The 20507-nt window shown below is 54.6% G+C and carries 14 protein-coding genes; 4 read left to right on the top strand and 10 right to left on the bottom strand.

Going from position 1 to position 20507, the window contains the following annotated elements; translation table 11 throughout:
• Nucleotides 1-43 precede the first annotated feature (43 nt).
• From MKZ24_RS14735 to MKZ24_RS14725, 3 genes are all read left to right on the top strand, one after another.
• Nucleotides 44-2344: an alpha-galactosidase gene (locus MKZ24_RS14735; protein ID WP_042238175.1), complete on the top strand. Its 2301-nt coding sequence runs from the start codon at nucleotides 44-46 to the stop codon at nucleotides 2342-2344.
• A gap of 333 nt (nucleotides 2345-2677) precedes the next feature.
• The gene (locus MKZ24_RS14730) at nucleotides 2678-3295 is read left to right on the top strand and encodes a TetR/AcrR family transcriptional regulator (RefSeq protein ID WP_042238177.1); all 618 of its coding nucleotides are present in this window, start codon (nucleotides 2678-2680) and stop codon (nucleotides 3293-3295) included.
• A gap of 33 nt (nucleotides 3296-3328) precedes the next feature.
• A complete protein-coding gene (locus tag MKZ24_RS14725; protein ID WP_340784088.1) occupies nucleotides 3329-5695 on the top strand; it encodes an MMPL family transporter in 2367 nt (788 codons plus the stop codon).
• Nucleotides 5696-5901: 206 nt separating this feature from the next.
• Here the strand turns inward: MKZ24_RS14725 and MKZ24_RS14720 are convergent, their stop codons facing one another.
• The 4 genes from MKZ24_RS14720 to MKZ24_RS14705 all read right to left on the bottom strand — a co-directional run bounded on the left by MKZ24_RS14720 (nucleotide 5902) and on the right by MKZ24_RS14705 (nucleotide 8434).
• A complete protein-coding gene (locus MKZ24_RS14720; RefSeq protein ID WP_042238181.1) occupies nucleotides 5902-6111 on the bottom strand; it encodes a hypothetical protein in 210 nt (69 codons plus the stop codon).
• A gap of 260 nt (nucleotides 6112-6371) precedes the next feature.
• Nucleotides 6372-6509: a hypothetical protein gene (locus tag MKZ24_RS14715; protein ID WP_156123271.1), complete on the bottom strand. Its 138-nt coding sequence runs from the start codon at nucleotides 6507-6509 to the stop codon at nucleotides 6372-6374.
• A gap of 48 nt (nucleotides 6510-6557) precedes the next feature.
• Complete coding sequence (gene cls, locus MKZ24_RS14710; RefSeq protein WP_340784084.1) at nucleotides 6558-8000, bottom strand: cardiolipin synthase; 1443 nt, start codon at nucleotides 7998-8000, stop codon at nucleotides 6558-6560.
• A gap of 35 nt (nucleotides 8001-8035) precedes the next feature.
• Nucleotides 8036-8434 carry a winged helix-turn-helix transcriptional regulator gene (locus MKZ24_RS14705; RefSeq protein WP_340784082.1) on the bottom strand — a complete coding sequence of 133 codons (399 nt, stop codon included), beginning with the start codon at nucleotides 8432-8434 and terminating at the stop codon, nucleotides 8036-8038.
• A 202-nt stretch (nucleotides 8435-8636) separates the two neighbouring features.
• Here MKZ24_RS14705 and MKZ24_RS14700 point away from each other — a divergent pair, with 202 nt between their 5' ends.
• Nucleotides 8637-9233 carry an NAD(P)H oxidoreductase gene (locus MKZ24_RS14700; RefSeq protein WP_042238187.1) on the top strand — a complete coding sequence of 199 codons (597 nt, stop codon included), beginning with the start codon at nucleotides 8637-8639 and terminating at the stop codon, nucleotides 9231-9233.
• 105 nt (nucleotides 9234-9338) lie between these two features.
• Here the strand turns inward: MKZ24_RS14700 and MKZ24_RS14695 are convergent, their stop codons facing one another.
• From MKZ24_RS14695 to MKZ24_RS14670, 6 genes are all read right to left on the bottom strand, one after another.
• Nucleotides 9339-9734 (bottom strand): hypothetical protein, encoded by a 396-nt coding sequence (locus MKZ24_RS14695; protein WP_042238189.1) that lies wholly within the window; start codon nucleotides 9732-9734, stop codon nucleotides 9339-9341.
• A gap of 487 nt (nucleotides 9735-10221) precedes the next feature.
• A complete protein-coding gene (locus MKZ24_RS14690) occupies nucleotides 10222-11721 on the bottom strand; it encodes a beta-N-acetylhexosaminidase (protein ID WP_340784078.1) in 1500 nt (499 codons plus the stop codon).
• 55 nt (nucleotides 11722-11776) lie between these two features.
• Nucleotides 11777-14548 (bottom strand): alpha-mannosidase, encoded by a 2772-nt coding sequence (locus MKZ24_RS14685; protein ID WP_340784075.1) that lies wholly within the window; start codon nucleotides 14546-14548, stop codon nucleotides 11777-11779.
• Between the two features lie 6 nt (nucleotides 14549-14554).
• On the bottom strand, nucleotides 14555-15553 hold the full coding sequence (locus tag MKZ24_RS14680) for a glycoside hydrolase family 130 protein (protein WP_042238195.1): 999 nt from the start codon (nucleotides 15551-15553) through the stop codon (nucleotides 14555-14557).
• Between the two features lie 85 nt (nucleotides 15554-15638).
• Nucleotides 15639-16958 carry a glycoside hydrolase family 125 protein gene (locus MKZ24_RS14675; protein ID WP_340784073.1) on the bottom strand — a complete coding sequence of 440 codons (1320 nt, stop codon included), beginning with the start codon at nucleotides 16956-16958 and terminating at the stop codon, nucleotides 15639-15641.
• A gap of 234 nt (nucleotides 16959-17192) precedes the next feature.
• Nucleotides 17193-20507, bottom strand: a complete 3315-nt coding sequence (locus MKZ24_RS14670; RefSeq protein ID WP_340784070.1) for an alpha-mannosidase — start codon at nucleotides 20505-20507, stop codon at nucleotides 17193-17195.

Here is a 20507-nt window from a genome sequence, read left to right as displayed (position 1 = left end):
GACATCCGGACCGTATCTCACTTCACAAGGAGAGTATATGAATATGAACATTTATGCAGACGAAACACTGGGATTGTTCCACCTTCAATCCAAAGATACCAGCTATATTATCCAACTGGTGGAAGGCTATCCCGCCCATGTATACTGGGGTCCACAGCTCCGCCATGACAACAGCCTGACCGGGGCGCTAGAGCTGCGCGAGCGCGCATCCTTCTCCCCAACCCCGCTGCTGCAGAAGCCCACCCTTTCTCTGGATGCTCTGCCCCAGGAATATCCGCAGTATGGAACAAGCGACTTCCGCCGCCCTGCCTATCAGGTTCAGCTGGCTGACGGCACGCGGATCTCTGAACTCCAATATGCCGGCTATGCCATTACACCGGGCAAGCCTGTACTCGAAGGACTGCCTGCCGTCTATGTCGAGAATGAAGCAGAAGCACAGTCTCTGGAGCTTACACTGAAGGATGATTACGCGGGTCTGAGCGTTAAGCTGATGTATACCGTCTTCGCTGACCATAGCGCGATTACCCGTTCTGTCCGCTTTGAGCATAACGGTGAGGCACCGCTACGGCTGGAACAGGCGCTTAGCGCATCCGTTGATTTCGCCGATTCCTCCTACGATACCCTGCACCTGAGCGGTGCATGGGCGAGAGAACGCCATGTTCAGCGCCGTCCGCTTACCCCGGGCGCAGCCTTGTCGCTGGAGAGCCGCCGCGGCTCAAGCAGTCACCAGACCAACCCGTTTCTCGCCCTGCTCCGACCGGGTGCGGATGAAGATCAGGGTGATGTGTTCGGCTTCAATCTGGTCTACAGCGGCAGCTTCGCCGCAACTGCAGAGGTTGAACAGTTCGGACAAACCCGGGTAAGCATCGGGATTAACCCGTTCGACTTCTCCTGGCTGCTGGAACCGGGCCAATCGTTCCAGACCCCGGAGGCTGTGCTCGTCTATTCCAGTGAAGGACTCGGCGGCATGTCACGCACCTATCACCGTCTGTACCGGACCCGGCTGTGCCGCGGCGTTCACCGCGACCAAGCCCGTCCGATTCTCGTCAATAACTGGGAAGCGACCTATTTCGATTTCGACGCTGACAAAATCGCGGCGATCGCCAAAGAAGCAGGCCCGCTCGGGATTGAACTGTTCGTACTCGACGACGGCTGGTTCGGCACACGTGACCGGGACAACAGCTCGCTCGGCGACTGGTTCGAGGACCGCCGCAAGCTGCCTGAAGGTCTGGCCGATCTCGCCAGCCGTGTTAACAGCGAAGGCCTTCAGTTCGGACTGTGGGTCGAACCGGAGATGGTCTCACCGGACAGCGATCTGTACCGGAAGCATCCGGACTGGTGCCTGCATGCCGCAGGACGCCGCCGCACGGAAGGCCGCAACCAGCTGATCCTGGATCTCTCCCGCCCGGAAGTATGCGATTATCTGTATGAGACACTCAGCGCAGTCTTTTCCAGCGCACCCATCACCTATGTCAAATGGGATATGAACCGCAACATGACGGAGATCGCCTCCGCCAAAGCCAGCCCTGAGCGGCAAAAAGAAACCGCGCACCGCTATATGCTCGGTCTGTATCATTTGCTGGAGCGCCTGACCTCCCGCTTCCCTCACATTCTGTTCGAGAGCTGCTCCGGCGGCGGCGGCCGGTTCGATCCGGGAATCCTGTTCTATATGCCGCAGACCTGGACCAGTGACAACACCGATGCGATTGAACGCCTGGCTATTCAATATGGTACAAGTATGGTCTATCCGGCCAGCAGCATGGGAGCTCACGTGTCAGCGGTACCGAACCATCAGGTGGACCGCATCACTTCCCTTGCCACCCGCGGGGATGTAGCGATGAGCGGCAACTTCGGCTATGAGATGGATCTTACCAAGTTCACGGAAGCCGAGAAGGATCTGGCTGCCCGGCAGATTGCCCAGTACAAGGAGATCCGCACGCTAGTGCAGCAGGGTGATATGTACCGTCTGCTGAGTCCGTTTGAGGGCAGCGGTGATACCGCCTGGATGTTCGTCAGTGAAGATAAGACAGAAGCTTTCGTAGCCTATTTCCGGGTGCTTGCCATACCTAACGCACCGATCTCCCGCCTTACGCTCAAAGGACTCCATCCGGAGCTGGATTATGTCATTGAGACGGGTGCAAAAGGCAGTATCGCGCATGTCCACGGCGGCGCAGAAGCCTCTGCACCTGCAGAAGGCGACAGCTCCGCTCCATTCCAGACCGCCTTCGACGGCACACCGCTCGGCGGCGACCGTCTGATGCAAATAGGTCTTGTGGTCTCCGACCTGCGCGGGGATTACGCCAGCTGCACCTATCGATTAAGAGCGGTACAGCGCCAATCCTAAACTTTGAAAAGGCTTCAGTCTCCCCGGGGACTGAAGCCTTTTGGTTATATGGGTCGGCGAGGCTCCCGCAATATCTCATCCATCAACTGAAATTGTTGTACGAAATGCAGCATTTCTGCTCCCTCAGTAGTAACTAACCAGGTGAGGGAAAGCGATTTTTTTGTAAAATTTTAAATATTCACTATTCAGACACTAATTGCTCATTGTGCAATCTTTCTCTTTGGGCAATAATATAGACTATAGATGATATCAATAGCCAAGTGGAAATGGCATGGCTGCCTTCCATAGGGGCAGCACCGTTTCAGCGGGAAAGATAAGGAGGAAGCATAGAACTTGAATCCCAAACTGACACTGCGGGACAAAAAAAAAGAAGCCACCGCCTACGCTTTAGCTATTGCCGCCTTCGAGCTTGCGGTTGAGCAAGGCATGGACGGCTTCATCGTTGATGACATTGTCCATAAAGCTGGTTATTCCCGGCGGACCTTTGCGAATTACTTCTCCTGTAAAGAGGAGGCAGTGGCGGCCTATTTCATCAGCAGCGCTGCCCATGAGCATGACAACCAGCTGTTCGACATTCTGCCTCAGGATGCTACACCTCTGGAAGCCATGTACAATCTGCTCAAGCTGCAGTTCACCTCCGAGTTTCTGCATAAGCTGCGGCAGTTCGTATCCCTGGCGAATCAGTACCCTTCACTGGAGCCTTACATCCTGAGCGTATTCCGCCGCCTGCAGATCGCAGCCGAGGAAGTGCTGGAGCTGTTCTCCCGGGGCCGTTACGATGACGGATATACCCACCTTCTCGCCGGTGCTGTCTACGGGGCATTCGTCCCTATTCTGGACGGACGCCTCAACGTCATGCTGCCGGGCGAAACACAGGATGAGCCCTCCAGTGCCATGCCGTTTGATCAATATTTGAATTCCATGTTTGCTTACTTACGCAACGGCTTCTAATTAAATTCACAGATAAAGAGGAGAAACCATTACATGTCAACATTTCTGTACCGCCTAGGAAAGTCGGCCTATTCCAAGCCCTGGTATTTCATCGCGGCGTGGATCGTCGTGCTCGGTGTTATAGGAGCCCTGCTTGGTGTCAATGGCATCCAGTCCAGCTCCGAAATGAAAATTGAAGGCACCGAATCGCAAAAAGTGCTGGATAAGCTCACCCAGGAGCTCCCTGCTGCTGCCGGCGGCCAGGCGAGCGTCGCCTTCACCGCACCAGACGGAGAACGTTTGGATACGCCGGAGCGTGCAGCTCTGCTCCAGAAAGCTATCAATGACGTCTACAATATGGAATACGTCATCAATCCTATGGAACTGGCAGCACAGGCTGCCGCCGCCGCTCAAGCCGCTGCTGCTGATCCTTCCGCTGCTGCCGGCCAAGCCGCCGCTGCTGATCCTTCCGCCGCTGCCGATCCTTCTGCTGCCGCCGCCGCGGGCCAAGCTGCCGCTGCACAGTCCGCTCCTTACGGCCCGCTGATGGCAGACGGCGCTCCTGTTCCCGGCGTGATGCTGTCTGCGGACGGGAATATTGCGCTGTTCCAGTTCCAGTTCACCGTGCAGCAGACCTCTCTGCCGTCGGATGTACCGGATAACATCATCGATACCGTGACTGAAGTCGAACAGTCTGGCTCCGGCATCACTGCGATTCCGAGCGATTCGCTGAAGAGTATGCCGGCCATCGGCTCCACTGAAGCTGTCGGTGTTGTCGTTGCGGCCGTTGTACTGTTCATGACGCTGGGCTCGGTCGTTGCCGCCGGCTTGCCGCTGATTACCGCCCTCCTCGGTGTCGGAATCAGTGTCGGAGGCGCGTTTGCCCTCGGCAGCCTGATCCAGATGAATGACATTACACCGGTTCTTGCCGTGATGATCGGCCTGGCCGTAGGTATCGACTACTCGCTGTTTATTGTCAACCGTCAGCGTCGCCTGATTCTCGATGAGAAATTAAGCGCCGGTGAATCCGCCAGCCGGGCACTGGGTACTGCCGGCAGCGCCGTATTCTTCGCCGGTCTGACCGTCATTATTGCCCTATGCGGCATGCTCGTTATCGGCATCGGCTTCTTGTCGACCATGGCCCTTGTCGCCGCAGCCAGCGTGCTGATCAACGTTCTGCTGGCGCTGACTCTGCTGCCTGCGCTGCTGGGACTGGTCGGCGAGCGGATTGTCACCGCCAAAGCCCGCACGAAGAATACCGCAGCAGGCAAAAAAGCAAAGCACAGCTTCTCTCACCGCTGGGCCAATGCTACCGTGAAATACCGCTGGGCCATCATTATTCTTGTGATACTGGTGCTTGGAACAGCAGCGATTCCGGTAACCAAGATGGAGCTGGGCATTCCGTCCGGCGCCTCGGCGAACCTGGACACTCCGGCACGCCAGAGCTATGATGTGATCTCCAAAGGGTTCGGCGAAGGCTTCAATGGACCGCTGCTGCTGGTAGCGGAGCCGAAGAACCCGTCTGACAAAATCTCAATGGAACTGCTGGGCAAGCTGACCCAGGAGCTGCAAATGCATGATAACGTAACACAGGTGTCTCCGTTGGGGGTAAATGCCACCGGTGAACTCGCCATTATCAGCCTGATCCCGAAGACAGGTCCGACCGATACAGCAACAAGAGATCTCGTGCAGGAGCTGCGCGATCCGTCTTCCAGCCTGACCTCGGGCAACAATATTAACCTGGGCGTGACCGGCTTCACCGCCATCAATATTGATATGTCCTCCAAGCTGTCTGATGCCTTCCCTGTCTACATCGGCATCATTGTTATTCTCTCGCTGATCATCCTGCTGCTGGTCTTCCGGTCGATTATTGTACCGATTAAGGCAACCATCGGTTTTGTTCTCAGTATCCTTGCCACCTTCGGTGTGACCACTGCTGTCTATCAATGGGGATGGCTGCATTCCCTGTTCGGCTTCGATACAGGAGGACCACTGCTCAGCTTCATGCCGATTCTGGTCACCGGCATTCTGTACGGTCTGGCCATGGATTATCAGGTGTTCCTGGTCAGCTCCATGCGTGAAGCTTATGTCCACGGCCGCCGCGGCAATGACAGCGTCGTTCACGGCTACGATCTCGCCAGCCGCGTTGTACTTGCCGCAGGCGTAATCATGGTTTCCGTCTTCTTCGGCTTCATCTTCGCCCCTGATGCGATGATTAAGCAGATCGGCTTCGCACTTGCCTTCGGCATCCTGATCGATGCCTTCATCATCCGCATGACGCTCGTTCCTGCTGTCATGGCCGTCTTCGGCGACAAGGCCTGGTGGCTGCCGAAATGGCTGGACCGCCTGCTGCCGAATCTCGATGTTGAAGGCGATAAGCTGATCGCCAGGCTGAATGCCGAGAGCGGACAGAACAAGTAGAAACGGCTTGACCGTCCTTTCCAGGACGGTACCGTTTCAGCGGGAAGGGCGGCATCCCCGCCGTCCGCCCCGAAATACACAGAGCCTGCGGGATTGTCCGCAGGCTCTGTTTCACTTGCTAAACGTAAGCTGACCGCGTTCTCCGCTTCAAGCCTGTGCTTGTGACGCTCAGACAGACTTACCGGCTCAGACACGATATACATACATTATTCCCTCCGGTTTCGTGCAAAATTTGGACACTGCCAGCCTTGTTCTGCCGCTTCCGTCAGCCATGCCTGCATCCCGAGCACCTGCTGCAGATAACCGTCAGCTATACGCTCTTCCCGGAGCTGTTCAACTTCCTCACGGGTCCAGGGCTCACAGAAGATTCGCTCGGCCCGGATGACATTCTGCCAACCTTCTTCACCGTACCCCATACCAAATATTCGTGAAGCACACTGACCCAGCCCCCGCTGCTCTGGCTTACGTACATAACCGCCTTACGCTCCGGCGCCTCCAGATCAGGATAACCCAATACTTCGCCATACTTGCTGGCCAGCTCTCTTAAGGGTTATGAGATCTTCGGGGAAATTAAAGATTGTCCGCAGGAAGGCCACACGAAATATTGTCTCCAGAAAAGCCTGAAGACCGGGTCCTCTCCTTCCTGAGACGGCCCGGCGCTTCACGCGATCGGATTTCAGACTATACTGAAGATGACATGCTTCCCGGCGGCCAGCGCCTTCCTGTAGAAGTCCAGTAGCCTGGCTCCATCCATCTCCATCATACGCTCCAGGGTGTCCTCATCTACCATGACATATTGGCCCAGCATCCCCATTAGCTATTCCTCCTTCTACGAAGTGCAGTTGCTTACTCTTCACTCTCTTTACAGAATCGGCGACAGCAGCCGGGAGATTCCCTCCTTCAGCTTAATCATCAGCGACCGCTCCCTGTAGCGCTCAAGCGTAAGCTCAGAGCTTAGCTTGCTGTCGCTCAGGAACATATCCTGGAGCTGTGCAGCAATCTTCCGGTCATACACAATGGCATTGACCTCGAAGTTCAATCTGAAGCTGCGCGAATCGATATTCATCGTCCCTACGGAAGCCACCTCCCCGTCTGCCACAATGGTCTTGGCATGCAGGAAGCCGTTCTCATAGAGCAGGATCGTGGCTCCATAATTAAGCAAATCCCCGGCATACGCCCAGGTCGCCCAATACACGAACGGGTGGTCAGGCTTGTCAGGAATCATGATCCGCAGATCCACACCGGAGAGCAGGGCGATTTTGCAGGCATCCATGAAGCTCGTGTCCGGAATGAAGTAGGGGGTCTGGATAAATATGCTTTGTTTGGCCGACAGAATGAGCTTGATGTACATGTTCTTCAGATGCTCAGTTTCTGAATTGGGGCCGCTTGTAATGATCTGGACCGGGCTTATCCCGGAATGCTGCTCAGTGTAAAAGGCGAATTCCTCGTAATCCCCCCGCGTATGCTTCCCGGCCTGATGCCAGTCCAGAACAAATCTGCCTTGAATATGATTGACTGCATTCCCGGTGATCCTGAGGTGGGTGTCCCGCCAATAGCCGAATTTCTTGTCCAGCCCAAGGTATTCATCCCCTACATTGAACCCCCCGATATACGCAATTCTTCCGTCGATAATGCACAGCTTACGGTGATTTCTGTTGTTGATCCGGAAATTCAGCGGCTTCAGCACAGACGGGAAGAACACCTCAACCTCTCCTCCGGCTGCACGCAATTCCTGAAGAAAATGCCTGGAGATCCGCTTGGATCCAACCTCATCGTAGAGCAGACGTACCTTCACGCCTTCCAGTGCTTTTGCCGTTAATTCATCCCTAAGCCTCGTCCCCAGCGCATCCGGCTGAATGATGTAATACTGAATATTGATCTCTGTCCTGGCCGAGCGGATATCCTCGAATAAAGCGGCGAATTTCTGATGGCCGTCACTGTAGATGACCAGCTCATTATCACTGGACAAAAGGCCATGCGACGATCTGATGTTCATGGTGATCAGCTCTGCATATTTCTGCAGCAGCGGCGGCGCATCGTCAGCCTCCTGGTTCAGGACCGCCAGCTGCTTGTCCGCTTCCGCCTGGACATATTCCTGCTCTTCGATAAACAGATTATAGAAATTCTTCTTCTTCAGATTACGCCCGAAAAAGATATACAGGATAAATCCCAAAATAGGAATGAAGAATAGAACCATCAGCCAGGCCCAGGTATATCCCGCCTCCCTGCGTTCAATGAACAGAAAGCCCAATGCCAGAATGATATTGATCAATGTAACCACTGTCGTTATATTTGCAAATTCCATGACTTGTCCCCTTTCGTACGTCCGTGAAGTCCGGCCTAGAACTCCTCCAGCACTCTGGATTTGTCGCCATACACCTTGTCCAGATGCTCCTCACCCCAATAGCAGAGCAGATCCAGGGCAGGCTTCAGTCCCCAGCCGTAGGCCGTCAGCTCATATTCCACCCGGGGCGGGATTTCCTGATACATCTTCCGCGAGATAATCTCATCCTTCTCCAGGCCTCTTAGCTGGGTGGTGAGCATTTTTTGCGTAATACCGGGGATCAGCCGCATCAGCTCGGAGGTGCGTTTGTGTCCGGTCATAAGATGGTAGATAATCAGCGGCTTCCATTTGCCGCCCATCACTTCCAATGCCGCCTCAACGCCCACCTTATATTTCTTCGGCGCATTAGTTATCTTTTCCCCGCTCAGTTCACGATTTCCATTCTGTTCAGTCATTTCCGATTCCTCCGTTACCGCGGTTGTTAATGCCGGGACAAGATTAGCCTATGTAGGGAACTTCAATGTTCCTGTGGCACTTCGAGCTTCCTATAGCACATGAAAGTGCGTACTTCCGGATTATTAGATTCCTGTCTATAATAGCATCAGCCACTGAACATGGCTACAAACCTGCAGCTTAAGAAAGGTAGTGAAGATAGAGATGAACGTATTAATTGTTGTTTCGCACCCGAGGCAGGATTCCCTGACCTTCCAGGTTGCCCGCCGCTTTGCACAAGGTCTGACCGCAGCCGGACACGGCTATGAGATATTGGATTTGCACGAAATCGGGTTTGACCCTATTTTAAGAGAAAGAGACGAACCTGACTTGTCCCTTGCGGAGCAATCCTTCTCACCTGAGGTAGAACGGGAAATGCAGCGGATGAAGGAGCATGATGCCCTGGCGTTTGTGTTTCCGGTGTGGTGGTGGCATCTGCCTGCAATGCTGAAGGGATATGTGGACCGTGTGCTCAATAACGGATTCGCTTACGGCACAAGCCAGCTTCCCCATCAGCATGCCCTGTGGCTGGCTCTGGCAGGCGTAACGCAGGAGCAGATGAAGAAGCGTAATTATGATGAAGCCATCATGCAGCTGCTTAACGTGGGCATTGCCGATTATTGCGGAATCACAGACTCCAGGGTGGAGTTCCTCTACGAGACTACGAGTTCCGACCCGTCGCATTATGGGGTGCTGCTGGAGCAGGCTTATCAGGCGGGGTTGAATTACGGTAAGGGAGAGCACAGTCAGAAGTTCTTGTGAAAAATTGTCACATAGAAAAACAACCCAATCAAGCGAATTAAGGTATCCTCAAGATTCACTCTAAAAGGATGATTCGTTGTATGGGTTATAATTAACTGCCTAAAATTAGCTGACTTTATTATGTCTCCGACGAATATATTGGACATATGCTTTAAAACAACTAAACAAAATAGTAGTTACGTTTGCTATTAGCATCCCAATATAGACATCTGATGCTCTAGTTCGAAACACCCATTTTTTAACTCCTTGTCCGGTTACTCCTAATTTCATTAGATATGGTTCTAGTTCTTTTGTTGTAAGTTTATCAACGTATACTAACGGAATGTCAGTAATGTCATTTGTACCAATTTCAGGAGTGAATTCAACCCATAATTGTTTGGTCCATCTATCATATTTATAGGTGAATATCTCATCTGATTCGCGGTATTCCCACCTGAAATTCCCCATAACAATTAATATACAAAATGTAAGTATGCTAATTAACAAAATTTTATAGTTCATAGGATCACCACCTTAAAGATCAAAAAGTATATCCATGTAACACTGGATATACTTTTTGTTAATTATAATTAATCCGTTAATTCCTTTTTTATATTATCAATAAAAGCTTCCGCATCCAAACTCTTAAATTCTTGAAGAGCCTGAGCTTCTGAACCAGAATGAACACTTCCATTTATACGGTTCCATTTGGGCAAAAACAGTAGTACTTACATAAAGACAGCTAAACAAACCAATGAAAGGCTAATTATAAACCTTTTATTCTTTTTCATTTATAAACCTCGTAATTAATAAAACAAATCACCTCAATTACATTTGCCGATCATTTTTCCAAATTATAACATTTCATCGCTTTTTACAACCATTTTTTTACTATTGTTGAAAATCCAAGATGGGAATACTCTGTTTTCACCATCTCTGCCTCCCTCCATTAAAAAAGCTGCCCCGACAAGCCTTGGTGGCTTGTGGGACAGCACTTAGCTTCAAACTATTAACTTCGTTCGCTAACCTCCGCGTCACCGTGCGGCTTCTGCTTCCCCAGCCACGCTAACTCCGCCATCGCGCCAAGCGGCCCGCGGATGCCTTGCGCCACTTCGGCTTCGCTCTGCGCTTCCGGCTTATCGCTCCAGATAGAGAACGTGCAGCCGATGAATTCACGCGGATAATCTCCGGTGTATTCCTGCTTGGCTTCCCCGGTACGGGCCGAGAATAATCCCGGATGCCAGGAAGCGCGGATTTTCTCTGCCGTCGGGTACGTGTAGCCCGCATGCTCGCCCAGCACGTAATACAAATAACCGTCGTTGAAGTTAATCACCTGATGGCCTTTGGCCACAATCGCGTCCAGCGGGGCCATCATAGGGTGCCACTTCGTCCAATACGTAATTTGAATGGAGGGTTTGGGTGCCACTCTCTGGGTCTGGTCGCCGCGGTACAACCCGTCATTCCAGGCGCGGACAATCCACCCCTTGGACTCCAGATGCTCAGCAACTCCGTTGAGGTAGTCAATGTAGGCATCCACGCCTGTTCCGCCGCTGATGTTCAGTACATTCCGCGCATATTCGGCGAGCTGCGGATACTTGTCGAACTCCGCAAAGTCGATGAATTCATCCCCGCCGATATGAAAATAGCGGCTGCCCGCAAACAATTCCGCATATTCGTCCATCAGGTCCAGAACGAACCTGCGGGCTGCCGGGCTCGTAATATCCAGCGCCCCCCGAGCAGCATTACCTGCCGAGTCCTTGAGCAGCCAGTCCGGATGTGTAAGCAGCGCTTGGGCCAGATGCCCCGGTGAATCCAGTGAAGGAATGATATCCACATGATATCGCTGGGCCGCAAGGATAATAGCCTTCATCTCTGTCTTGGTTAAAGCTTGATCCGACATCACCTCAGGATGGCTCTCACTCATCAGCCGGAAGCCTTCGTTCTCGGAGAAATGCAGCTGCAGCGTATTCAGCCGGAGCCGGGACATCTCCCTGACCCGGTCCATGATCCATTCTTCGGTATAGAACTTCCGCCCGATGTCAATATGCAGCGACCGCTCCGCCACCGCAGGATAATCGGTAATGGTTCCGCAGGGCACGAAGCCGTCAGCCTCCAGTATCTGCAGCAGCGTCCGCAGTCCATACATCACTGCACGTTCACTTGGCGCGGTAATCCTCGCATAGCTCCCGATGTCAATGACATAACCTTCCAGGCTGTCCATACCTCTGCTCTGTCCGCTGCTGTTCAGGTCAATGACAATGTCTCCTGAATCCGGTGTCTCACCTTCTCCATATACTACAGGCATGAGCCGCTCAGATTGCGTCAGACTGCCCGCATATTCCGAGAGAACAATAAAAATTGTGTCATACAGAACCTTGTTTCCATCCGAACTGGCATTGTCTGCGATCCTAACCCGGGATTGTGCCGACAGTCTCCATTGCCCCTGAGAGGCCCTGATATACTGCTGCACACCCGGGAACGGGCTTGGATCACCGGTTAGCTTCTCCATCTGCGGTTCACCTCTCTACTACAGCTTTATCTTCTGCATCTTCGTTATCCATGGATCAGCCAAGCCGGATGCCGACCGTTGTAATCTCATGTCCGCCAAGCTGAAGCTTGAGCGCGGCAGCGTCCCGGTCAGTCTCCAGCAATTCACCCTCGGCTTCCAGCACATTCGATGTATAGAAGGCGGCAACCGGCAGCGGGGTATCCAGCTTCAGTATACTGGACTCGCCGGTCATATTGAACCAGCGGAGCAGCAGATCTCCGCTGTCCTCGTTCAGCTTGAGTGAGGAGAACGCTGCCGTCTTGCCGCTCCAGCGGACAGCCGAGTACACGGCAGGAATGGTTCCAGCGTGAAGCTCCGCCTGCGAGCAGGTCCATGGAATCTGGAACTGGTAGGCCATAGCCGCCGCACCAGAGGCCACAACATCTCCATGATGCGGAATAAGCAGCATCTCGGCAGTCTGTTCACCCAGGCACTGGGCTTCCGGCGTAGGGAACCAGCCCCAGTCGCCCATCTCGCCGACACTGCGGAGCAGAGTCACGGCGATGGTATTGCGGCCGTCGCGCAGGATCTCGTATTCATGGAGTCCGAGATTGGCGGCCGTAAGTCCCGCCTGCTCCCCGGACACATCTACGAAGCACTGCTGATGCTGCGCATTGCTCGGGTTCAGCCACTCCGGCGCCGGTTCATTCGGACGCTCGGCCAGCTCGAACATCGAGTCCACACGGTGGGATGCCGCTTCAAGGTCGGTAGGGAACAGCATCCGCAGACGGTGGTCCTTCGCTGTATTGTCGATGTAGCTCTTCACTTCCAGGCCTTGGCCGCTGCGCTCCAGCCTTAATACCGTCCGCAGCTTAAGCAGCACTGTTTCCGAGGAGCGCTGCGCCTGCCGCTCCGGATAATAGACCAGCGCACGCTGCTCTTCTTCCAGCATGGCGTCAGCGGAAGCGGGAATCTCCCATTCATGGACTATCTCTACGGAGGCCCGGTATGGTGTATCTTCAATGACGCTGACCGCAGCCGTCAGCCCCCGGGTAGTCAGCGGAACTTCACCCGCAGGCTGTCTGTACATATACTCATTGCCGATGTCACCGGTGTTCTCATAGACGCCGAGATCGCGGTAGACTCTGCCGCTTGGCTTATGCTCCAGTGTGAAGGAACCGTCTGCCATCACCTCAACCCGCAGCGTGGCATTCTCCAGAATACGCCCGCCGTGGACAAGCGTCGCTGAGGCTCCGGCCACTGCCGGGTCTTGGCCGGACCGCCCGGCAGCAGCCTCTGCCAGCGGGTGAACCCAGGCATAGGTGCGGAGGCCCAGCGCAGGCACTGCCGCCGCTTCGAAGGTCAGCTGCACCTTGCGGCAGCTGTAAGGCTGCCGGAACCGGTCATCCGGCAGATCATAGCCGAACGACAGGCCCAGATCCTGAACCGTACAAGGAATCTCATTGCCTTGTTCATCGATTAGAATCCGTCCGCCGAGGTCCACCGCCTTCATCCGGCGGGCGGTCTCTTCAAGCGTGTGCCCTTCGCGCAGATACAACCGGACCGCATCAAGCTCCACGGTCACTGTCCCCGTGCGGCTCCAGCCGCTTGTATTGGTCACAACGAGCGGAATTGCAGCTTCATCATAGGCGGCGAAGCCCGAGGTGTCCACCGCTGCGGTGATGGCCTGCATGCTGTCCGCCACAATGCCCTCGGCGGTGTGGTAGCTCTTGTCGAACCGGGTAACCATCTCCCGGTGCACCTCATCCACACTGCAGCCGCAGATGGAATCATGCGGATGGTTCTGCATCAGCGTCTTCCACGCATAGGTAAACAGATGATGCGGATACTCCCCGCCTTGCAGCTTGGCGATAACAGCCAGAGGCTCAGCCACCTTCTCCAGCAGCGCCTGGCCCCGCTGGTTCAGCTGCTTCAGGTACACCCGGGCGGAGGCGGTATTGACCAGTGTGCCCCAGCCGTCAGTGCGCTGGCTTCTCAGCTCGCCCTTAACGGTGGAGAGGCTACGGCCGGCAAGAGAGTTCTGCACAGCCTTAATATAATCGGCAAAGTTCGAATGAACGAAGGATATCTCCGGGTGCAGCTGCTCCGCAGTACGGATCGCTTCCGGCAGATCGGTCTGCAGCGGCTGATGATCGCAGCCGTTCATGAACAGCAGCTGATCCGTGGCCGCATATTGCTTCGCATCTGCCAGCTTGCGCTCCCAGAAGCTCTTCGCCTCCTCTAAGCCTGCCGGAATCTCATTCCCGTTAGAATACCAATTGGCGAACAGGATACCCAGCACCTGCGACCCGTCCGGCCCTTCCCAGACCAGCTCCGAGAAGGAGGATTCATAGCCGTCGCTGGAGACCGTATTGTTGAAGCCTGTCGGCTTCACCCCGCGCCCGAAGAAGGCATTGGTAATTCCCGCCTGCACCATGAGCTGCGGAATCTGTCCGGTCAGGCCGAAGGTGTCAGGGAAATAACCGATCTTGGAGACTTCCCCGTACACACCGGCATCCTTATGGCCGATCTGCAGATTGCGCACATTGGCTTCCGGACTGGTCAGGAACGCATCCTGCAGGATGTACCATGGCCCGATATAGATCCGGCCTTCACGGATATGGCGCTCCAGCCGTTCCCGGTTCTCCGGGCGGACCTGGAGGTAATCCTCGATGATAATGGTCTGTCCGTCGAAGAAGAAGCTCCGGAAATCCGGGTTCTGCTCCAGTGTGTCCAGCAGGCTGTCCACCAGCCGGATAAGCCGGAGGTGATGGCGTTCATACGGGAGGTACCATTCCCGGTCCCAGTGCGTATGTGAGATAATATGCGCTGTCTGTTGTTTTGTCATAGCTGTTTACCCCTCAATCTCCAGCGGATATTCCTCCATATAGCTAATCAGCTCATCCACAGTGGTGAAGGCCAGACCTGTAACTGTATCTGCACAGCCGTAATAGATGGCAATACGTCCAGTAGCCGCATCGGTCAATGCCGCGCAAGGGAAAGTTACGTTCGGCACATCGCCTACACATTCGTACAACGTCTCCGGGCCGAGAATATAGTTGCGCGAGCGGGCCTTCACCTTCCAAGGCTGATCCAGATCCAGCAGCGCACATCCCATGCGGTAGACGAACCCGTTACAGGTGTTAATTACGCCATGGTAGATGAGCAGCCAGCCTTTGTCGGTTTCAATCGGAATCGGACCGGGGCCAATCTTCTTGGACTGCCAGGCGGAGGCATCGCCGTTCACTGTGCCCATTACATAACGATGTTTACCCCAGAAGGTAAGGTCAGGACTTTCGCTGTAAAAGATATCGCCAAACGGCGTATGTCCAGTATCACTTGGACGGCTGAGCATGGCATAATTCCCGCCAATCTTGCGGGGTAACAGTACGCCGTTACGGTTATACGGCAGGAAGGCATTCTCCAGCTGATGAAAGGTCTTGAAATCAAATGTATATGCAAGTCCAATTGTAGGCCCGTGATAGCCGTTGCACCAGGAGATATAATAACGGTCGTCAATCTTGCATACGCGCGGATCATAGCGGTATTCCCGCTTGATGATCTCTTCATCGCCCTCGAATACGATAGGCTCATGGTTGATCTTCCAGTTCACACCGTCTTCGCTGAAGCCGGCAAAGATATCCATGCTGACCGACCTGGAATCACAGCGGAACACACCTGCGAAGCCGCCTTCAAAAGGGATAACCGCCGAATTGAACACACTGTTCGAGTTCGGGATGGCATCGCGGTTAATGATCGGGTTAGCGGAATATCTCCATACAGGCGAATGGCTGCCCGCCGGTTTTTCCTGCCAAGGGATGTTTGCTAAGGGTTCTCCAATAATTGTATTCATGATCAGGTCTCCTTTGTATATGAAAAGTGCTTTTACACAATAATTAGCATCCTGTATTCACTATGCTTCTGTATGCAGGCCAGACCTAGAGAATCCCTTCCTGCAGCGCCCGCCAGACCAGCTGGGAGAACAGGCTGTTCGACCAGGCGAACCACTTGCGGGTGAAGACCGACGGATCGTCGGCGAGGAAGCCTTCGTGCATATATCCGGTATCGGCGTCGGTTGCTTCAAGCATAGCGATAAGTGCAAGCCGTTCTTCCTTGTTGTCCGCCGTGATTCCCTGCATGGACAACGCCATATGCCAGATATAGCCCGGAGGGGTATGCGGGCTGCCAATTCCCTTGGCGGCTTTGCCCTCGAAGTAGAACGGATTCTCGCTGCTCAGCGCAAAACGTCTTGTATTCTGGTAGACCGGATCGTCATTCGTCACGTAGCCCAGATACGGAATGGACATGAGGCCCGGTGTTCCGGCATCATCCATCAGGCTGTAGTTGCCATAGCCGTCTGTCTCGTATGCGTAGATCGGCCCGAATTCCGGGTGGCGGTAGGTGCCGTACAGCTTGATGCCGTGGTCCACCTCCTGCTCCAGTTCCTTCAGCTCGGCCAAGAAATCCAGGTCCCGGAATACCCACTCGGCGAAATCCTGCATCTGGCGCAGTGCCACAACGGCGAACATATTCCCTGGAATGTTGTAGTGGAAATCGCAGGCATCGTCGCTGGAGCGGAAGCCGGACCAGATCATTCCGGTGTAATTCACCGGCATCCCAAGGCCGCCATTTCGGATTGAATCCTCCATAATCCCGTTGTTCCGCGTGAAGCGGTAAGGGGACTGCTCGGCGTGATGCTGCTCCCGCTTGAACAGATCGGTGATGACACGCAGCATTTTTTTGAAATCCGCGGTGAAGAAGTCGGTCTGCTTCGTCTCTTCCCAGTACGCATGGGCCAGCCGGATCACGAAGCACAGCGAGTCAATCTCGAACTTGCGCTCCCACACCCAGGGCGACATCTCCGTCACATCCCCGGCATTCCAGTGCCAGTCGTTAGCCGTTTCGTTGAATGCGTTGGCGTAAGGATCAATCAGCACATACTGCGTGTGACGCTTAATCAGCCCGCCGATAATACGCTGTAGGTCCGGGTCCTCTGCGGCAAAAGGCACATAATGAATGACCTGCTCCACGGAATCGCGCAGCCAGCAGGCCGGAATATCGCCCGTAATGACAAATGTAGTTCCATCGTCAAGCAGCTTGGTGGTAGTCTCCAGCGTGTTCGGAAAACAGTTCCGGAACAGACGTTGCAGCTTGGGCCGGTGGGCCAGCTTCTGTTCGGCTTCGGCCAATACGGCCTGAATGGATGACGGGAGCGGCAGCTCCGGCATCTGAATGCGGGGAAGTCTGAATTGTTCCAAGATGATAGTCTCCTTCGGTTTAATCTATAGTGTAGCTGAACTGAAGCTATTAACTTAAAGCTCGCTCGTCACTGCGATGAATATTTGGACTTTCGGCCGCTGTTGTCCCCAGATTTCTTGATTTAACCTGCTTTTCGCAGTTGAAATCCGGCGACAAAGGCGGTCGCTATCGCTCCTACAGTTCCAAAATCCCCCTCCGTTCCTTCTAGCTTTTGTTATCTTCAATTATTCAGCTTATTTAGAATGAATAACTTTCAGGGTCTTGATTTCAAAAGGTTGGAAGTCTAGCGTCAGCTCTCCAGCCTCACCCGGCAGCAGCTCTGTCTCTTCTTCCAGTGCGTTGGACAGATAGATCGCCGAATGCGGCAGCGGCCAGCCGAGCTTGACGGTCTCGCGTCCGCCAGCGGATTCATACAGCCGCAGAATACTGCCGCTTCCGTCTTCCGCAAGCTTGACCGTATCCAGCACAACCTGCTTCCCTTCATAGGGAAGGAAGGTGCCGACCGGCGGGCGCTGGCCCGTACTTGAATCACAGGCGACCGCATAGGAATTGTGATTCAACTCAGTGGCTTTGCGGAGGGTATGCGCCCCGCGCCAGTCGCCGGTATGCGGATACAGTGAATACGTGAATTCATGTGCGCCCTGATCCGCCGAATGATCCGGCCAGCGCGGCGCGCGTAGCAGCGACAGACGGATCGTGCTGCCTTGCGTGTCATAGCCGTATTTGCAGTCGTTCAGCAGACTTACGCCGTAATCATACTCCGACACATCGGCATAGCGGTGCCCGCAGACTTCATATTGCGCCTGCTCCCAGCTTGTGTTGCGGTGCGTTGACCGTTCCAGCGCGCCGAACGGAATCTCATAGGTCGCCTTGCTGGTCACTACATCTACCGGGAAGCCGACCTTGAGCAGCTTATGGGCTTCATGCCACTCCACCTTCGTCTTGAAGTCGATCCGCCGGTCACTGTGATACAGGATCAGCTCCTGCTCTATTTCGGATTGACCGATGCTCCAGCGGAAGTACAGCACATCGCTGACGGGGCCTGAGGACAACAGCTTCTTCTCCAGCAGTACTGCTTCTCCGGCAGGCTGCTCTTCATAACGGCTGTCTATATCCCAGGCATCCCATAGGATAGGGCGGTCATGGAAGAAATGCAGCCGGTTCAGGCGCTCTCCGGACTTGACAATCTCACGCCCGGCTTCCTTGTCGTACAGGCTGATGATCTCGCCCAGAGCATTGAACCGGAGACGGTAATAACCGGTCTCCCATTCCAGATCGAACGATGCTGCGGCTGCCGATATTGGCTCATCTCCGCCATTGTCGTCATGCGTGCCCTCTCCGACAACTCCGCTATCTCCACCATTTCGGGAATTAGCGACAGCTCCGCTGTTTCCGCTGTTTCCACCGTTACCGTGAACTCCGCTGTTTCCACCGTTACCGTGAACTCCGCTGTTTTCACTGTTACCGCGAACTCCACCGTTCCCCGCCGGTTCCGTCTGCTCCTCTGGTCTCAGCCACACCGTAACATACCCGAAGGCCGGAACCGCCGGCACCCGGACACGGAGAACGGCTTGCTCTCCAGCAGTAACCTGCTCTGATTCCAGCCGTATTCCGCTCTTGTCATATACGGCTGAAGCGGTATGCTCCACTCCGGTCTGCTCCAGCTCTACCACCATATCCCGGGTCCAGCCCAGACCATTCAGAATGACATAAGGCTGTCCCTCTCCACGGGTATCAATATCCGTTACGGCAGCCTCCATGACCGACTTCAGGCTGCCCCCTCCAAGGGCGAAGATGCTCTGGTACTCCTTATCCGAGGTCTGATAGACCTCGGGGATCGACGAGCCGGGAATAATATCATGGAACTGGTTGAGCAGAATCAGCTTCCAGCCTTCATGCAAGGCATGAAAGATCTCTTCCCGCCGCTGCGGCTGCAGATGGTGTCCGGCCAGCGTCTGCCATAGTTCCGCCTCCCTATAAAGAATCTCGGCCTTGCGGTTATTGCGCTTGTTCCGGGCATGTGTGGTATAGGTTCCCCGGTGCAGCTCCAGATAGAGGTCGCCCTGCCAGACCGGCAGCTCAGGCTTCGCTTGCTCAATGCCTGCGAAGAAATCAGCCGCCGTGCTGTAGCCGGAGGCTGGCTGGCCCACCATCAGCTCGGAGCGTGAGAGATATTCGAGCATCTCCCGGGTCACTCCGCCGCCTCCGTCGCCGTGTCCATAGAGCAGCATTTGTTCGCTGTGCACGGCTTTTTCACGGTAAGATTGCCAGTGCTCATGAATATCCTTCGGCAGCGTACTCTCATTCACTCCGTGGTTCATATAAGACAGAAGTTCGGTTCCGTCGATGCCTACCCAGTGGAACAAATCATAAGGGAACAGATTCGTATCATTCCAGCCCAGCTTGGTCGTCATGAAATAACGGACCTTGCCGTGCTTCAGGATCTGCGGCAGGGAAGCGCAATACCCGAAGGTATCCGGCAGCCATTCAATCTCGGACTGCCGTCCGAACTCCTCCTGGTAGAACCGCTGCCCGTACAGCATCTGCCGCATCAGGGATTCGCCGCTTGGAATATTCAGATCCGGCTCCACCCACATACCGCCAACCAGCTCCCAGCGCCCTTCGAGAATCCGCGCCTTCACCTTCCCGTACAATTCAGGATCATTGTCTTTCAGATAAGCGAATAGCTGCGGCTGGCTCTGGGCATAACGGTAATCGGGATATTCCTCCATCAAGGCATGAACCGTCGAGAAGGTACGACTGGTCTTCCGCACCGTTTCCCTCGTGGGCCATAACCAGGCAATATCAATATGTGACTGCCCGATCATATGAATGAAGCCCTCGCTGTTACCGCCGATGGCCCGCACACTTGCGGTCAGCGCCTGCTCAATGTCTCTGATCCTGCCGCTGCTGCCCCCATCTTCAGGTCGTCCCAAAGACACATACGCATCCATCGCCTGGTGTAGCGCTTCAAGGATACGGACACGCCGGAAGTCCTGCTCCGGCAGCAGCAGCGCCGAATCCCGGATGACGGTCACTGTATACATCAGCGACTGTACCGGCTGGTTAACCCTGACGAGCGCAGCAGTGATGAACCGGATTGGCGGCTGAATAACCGCCTGCTTGTTCAGCGGATCATCCGGCTCGGGAACCGGATCGTAGAGCTCGATCTCAAGCTCCGGGCTTCTTCCGTCGGAGGCAGGGTCAAGTGAAACGAAGGTATGATTGCGGTCCAGCCCCTGGCGGGAAGCTCCGCCTACACGCAGCAGCCCTTCTCCGCCGGAGTGGAAGATGATCCCTGTATCCGCACCGGTCCAGTCCGCCGGAATATCAAGCGTGGTGCGGAAGAAATAAGTCGTTCCTTGCACACTGGGAAACAATCCGAAGGATTCGCTGCCCGCATAAGGCTGTAATTCGTCATAATGCCCCGGCTGGCGGTAGGTTGTGGAGAAGACCTTCCAGTCTTCAATCGCCCGGTATTCCAGCCATTGCGCTTGCGAACATTCGCGGATAAATCTATCTATTCGTTCCGTATTCAATCGTTCCAT

This window comes from Paenibacillus sp. FSL R7-0297, from assembly GCF_038009025.1.
In the GTDB taxonomy this organism is placed as follows: domain Bacteria; phylum Bacillota; class Bacilli; order Paenibacillales; family Paenibacillaceae; genus Paenibacillus_AQ.
Note: the sequence above shows the minus strand (reverse complement) of the source record. Positions and strands in the feature narration are given on the sequence as shown.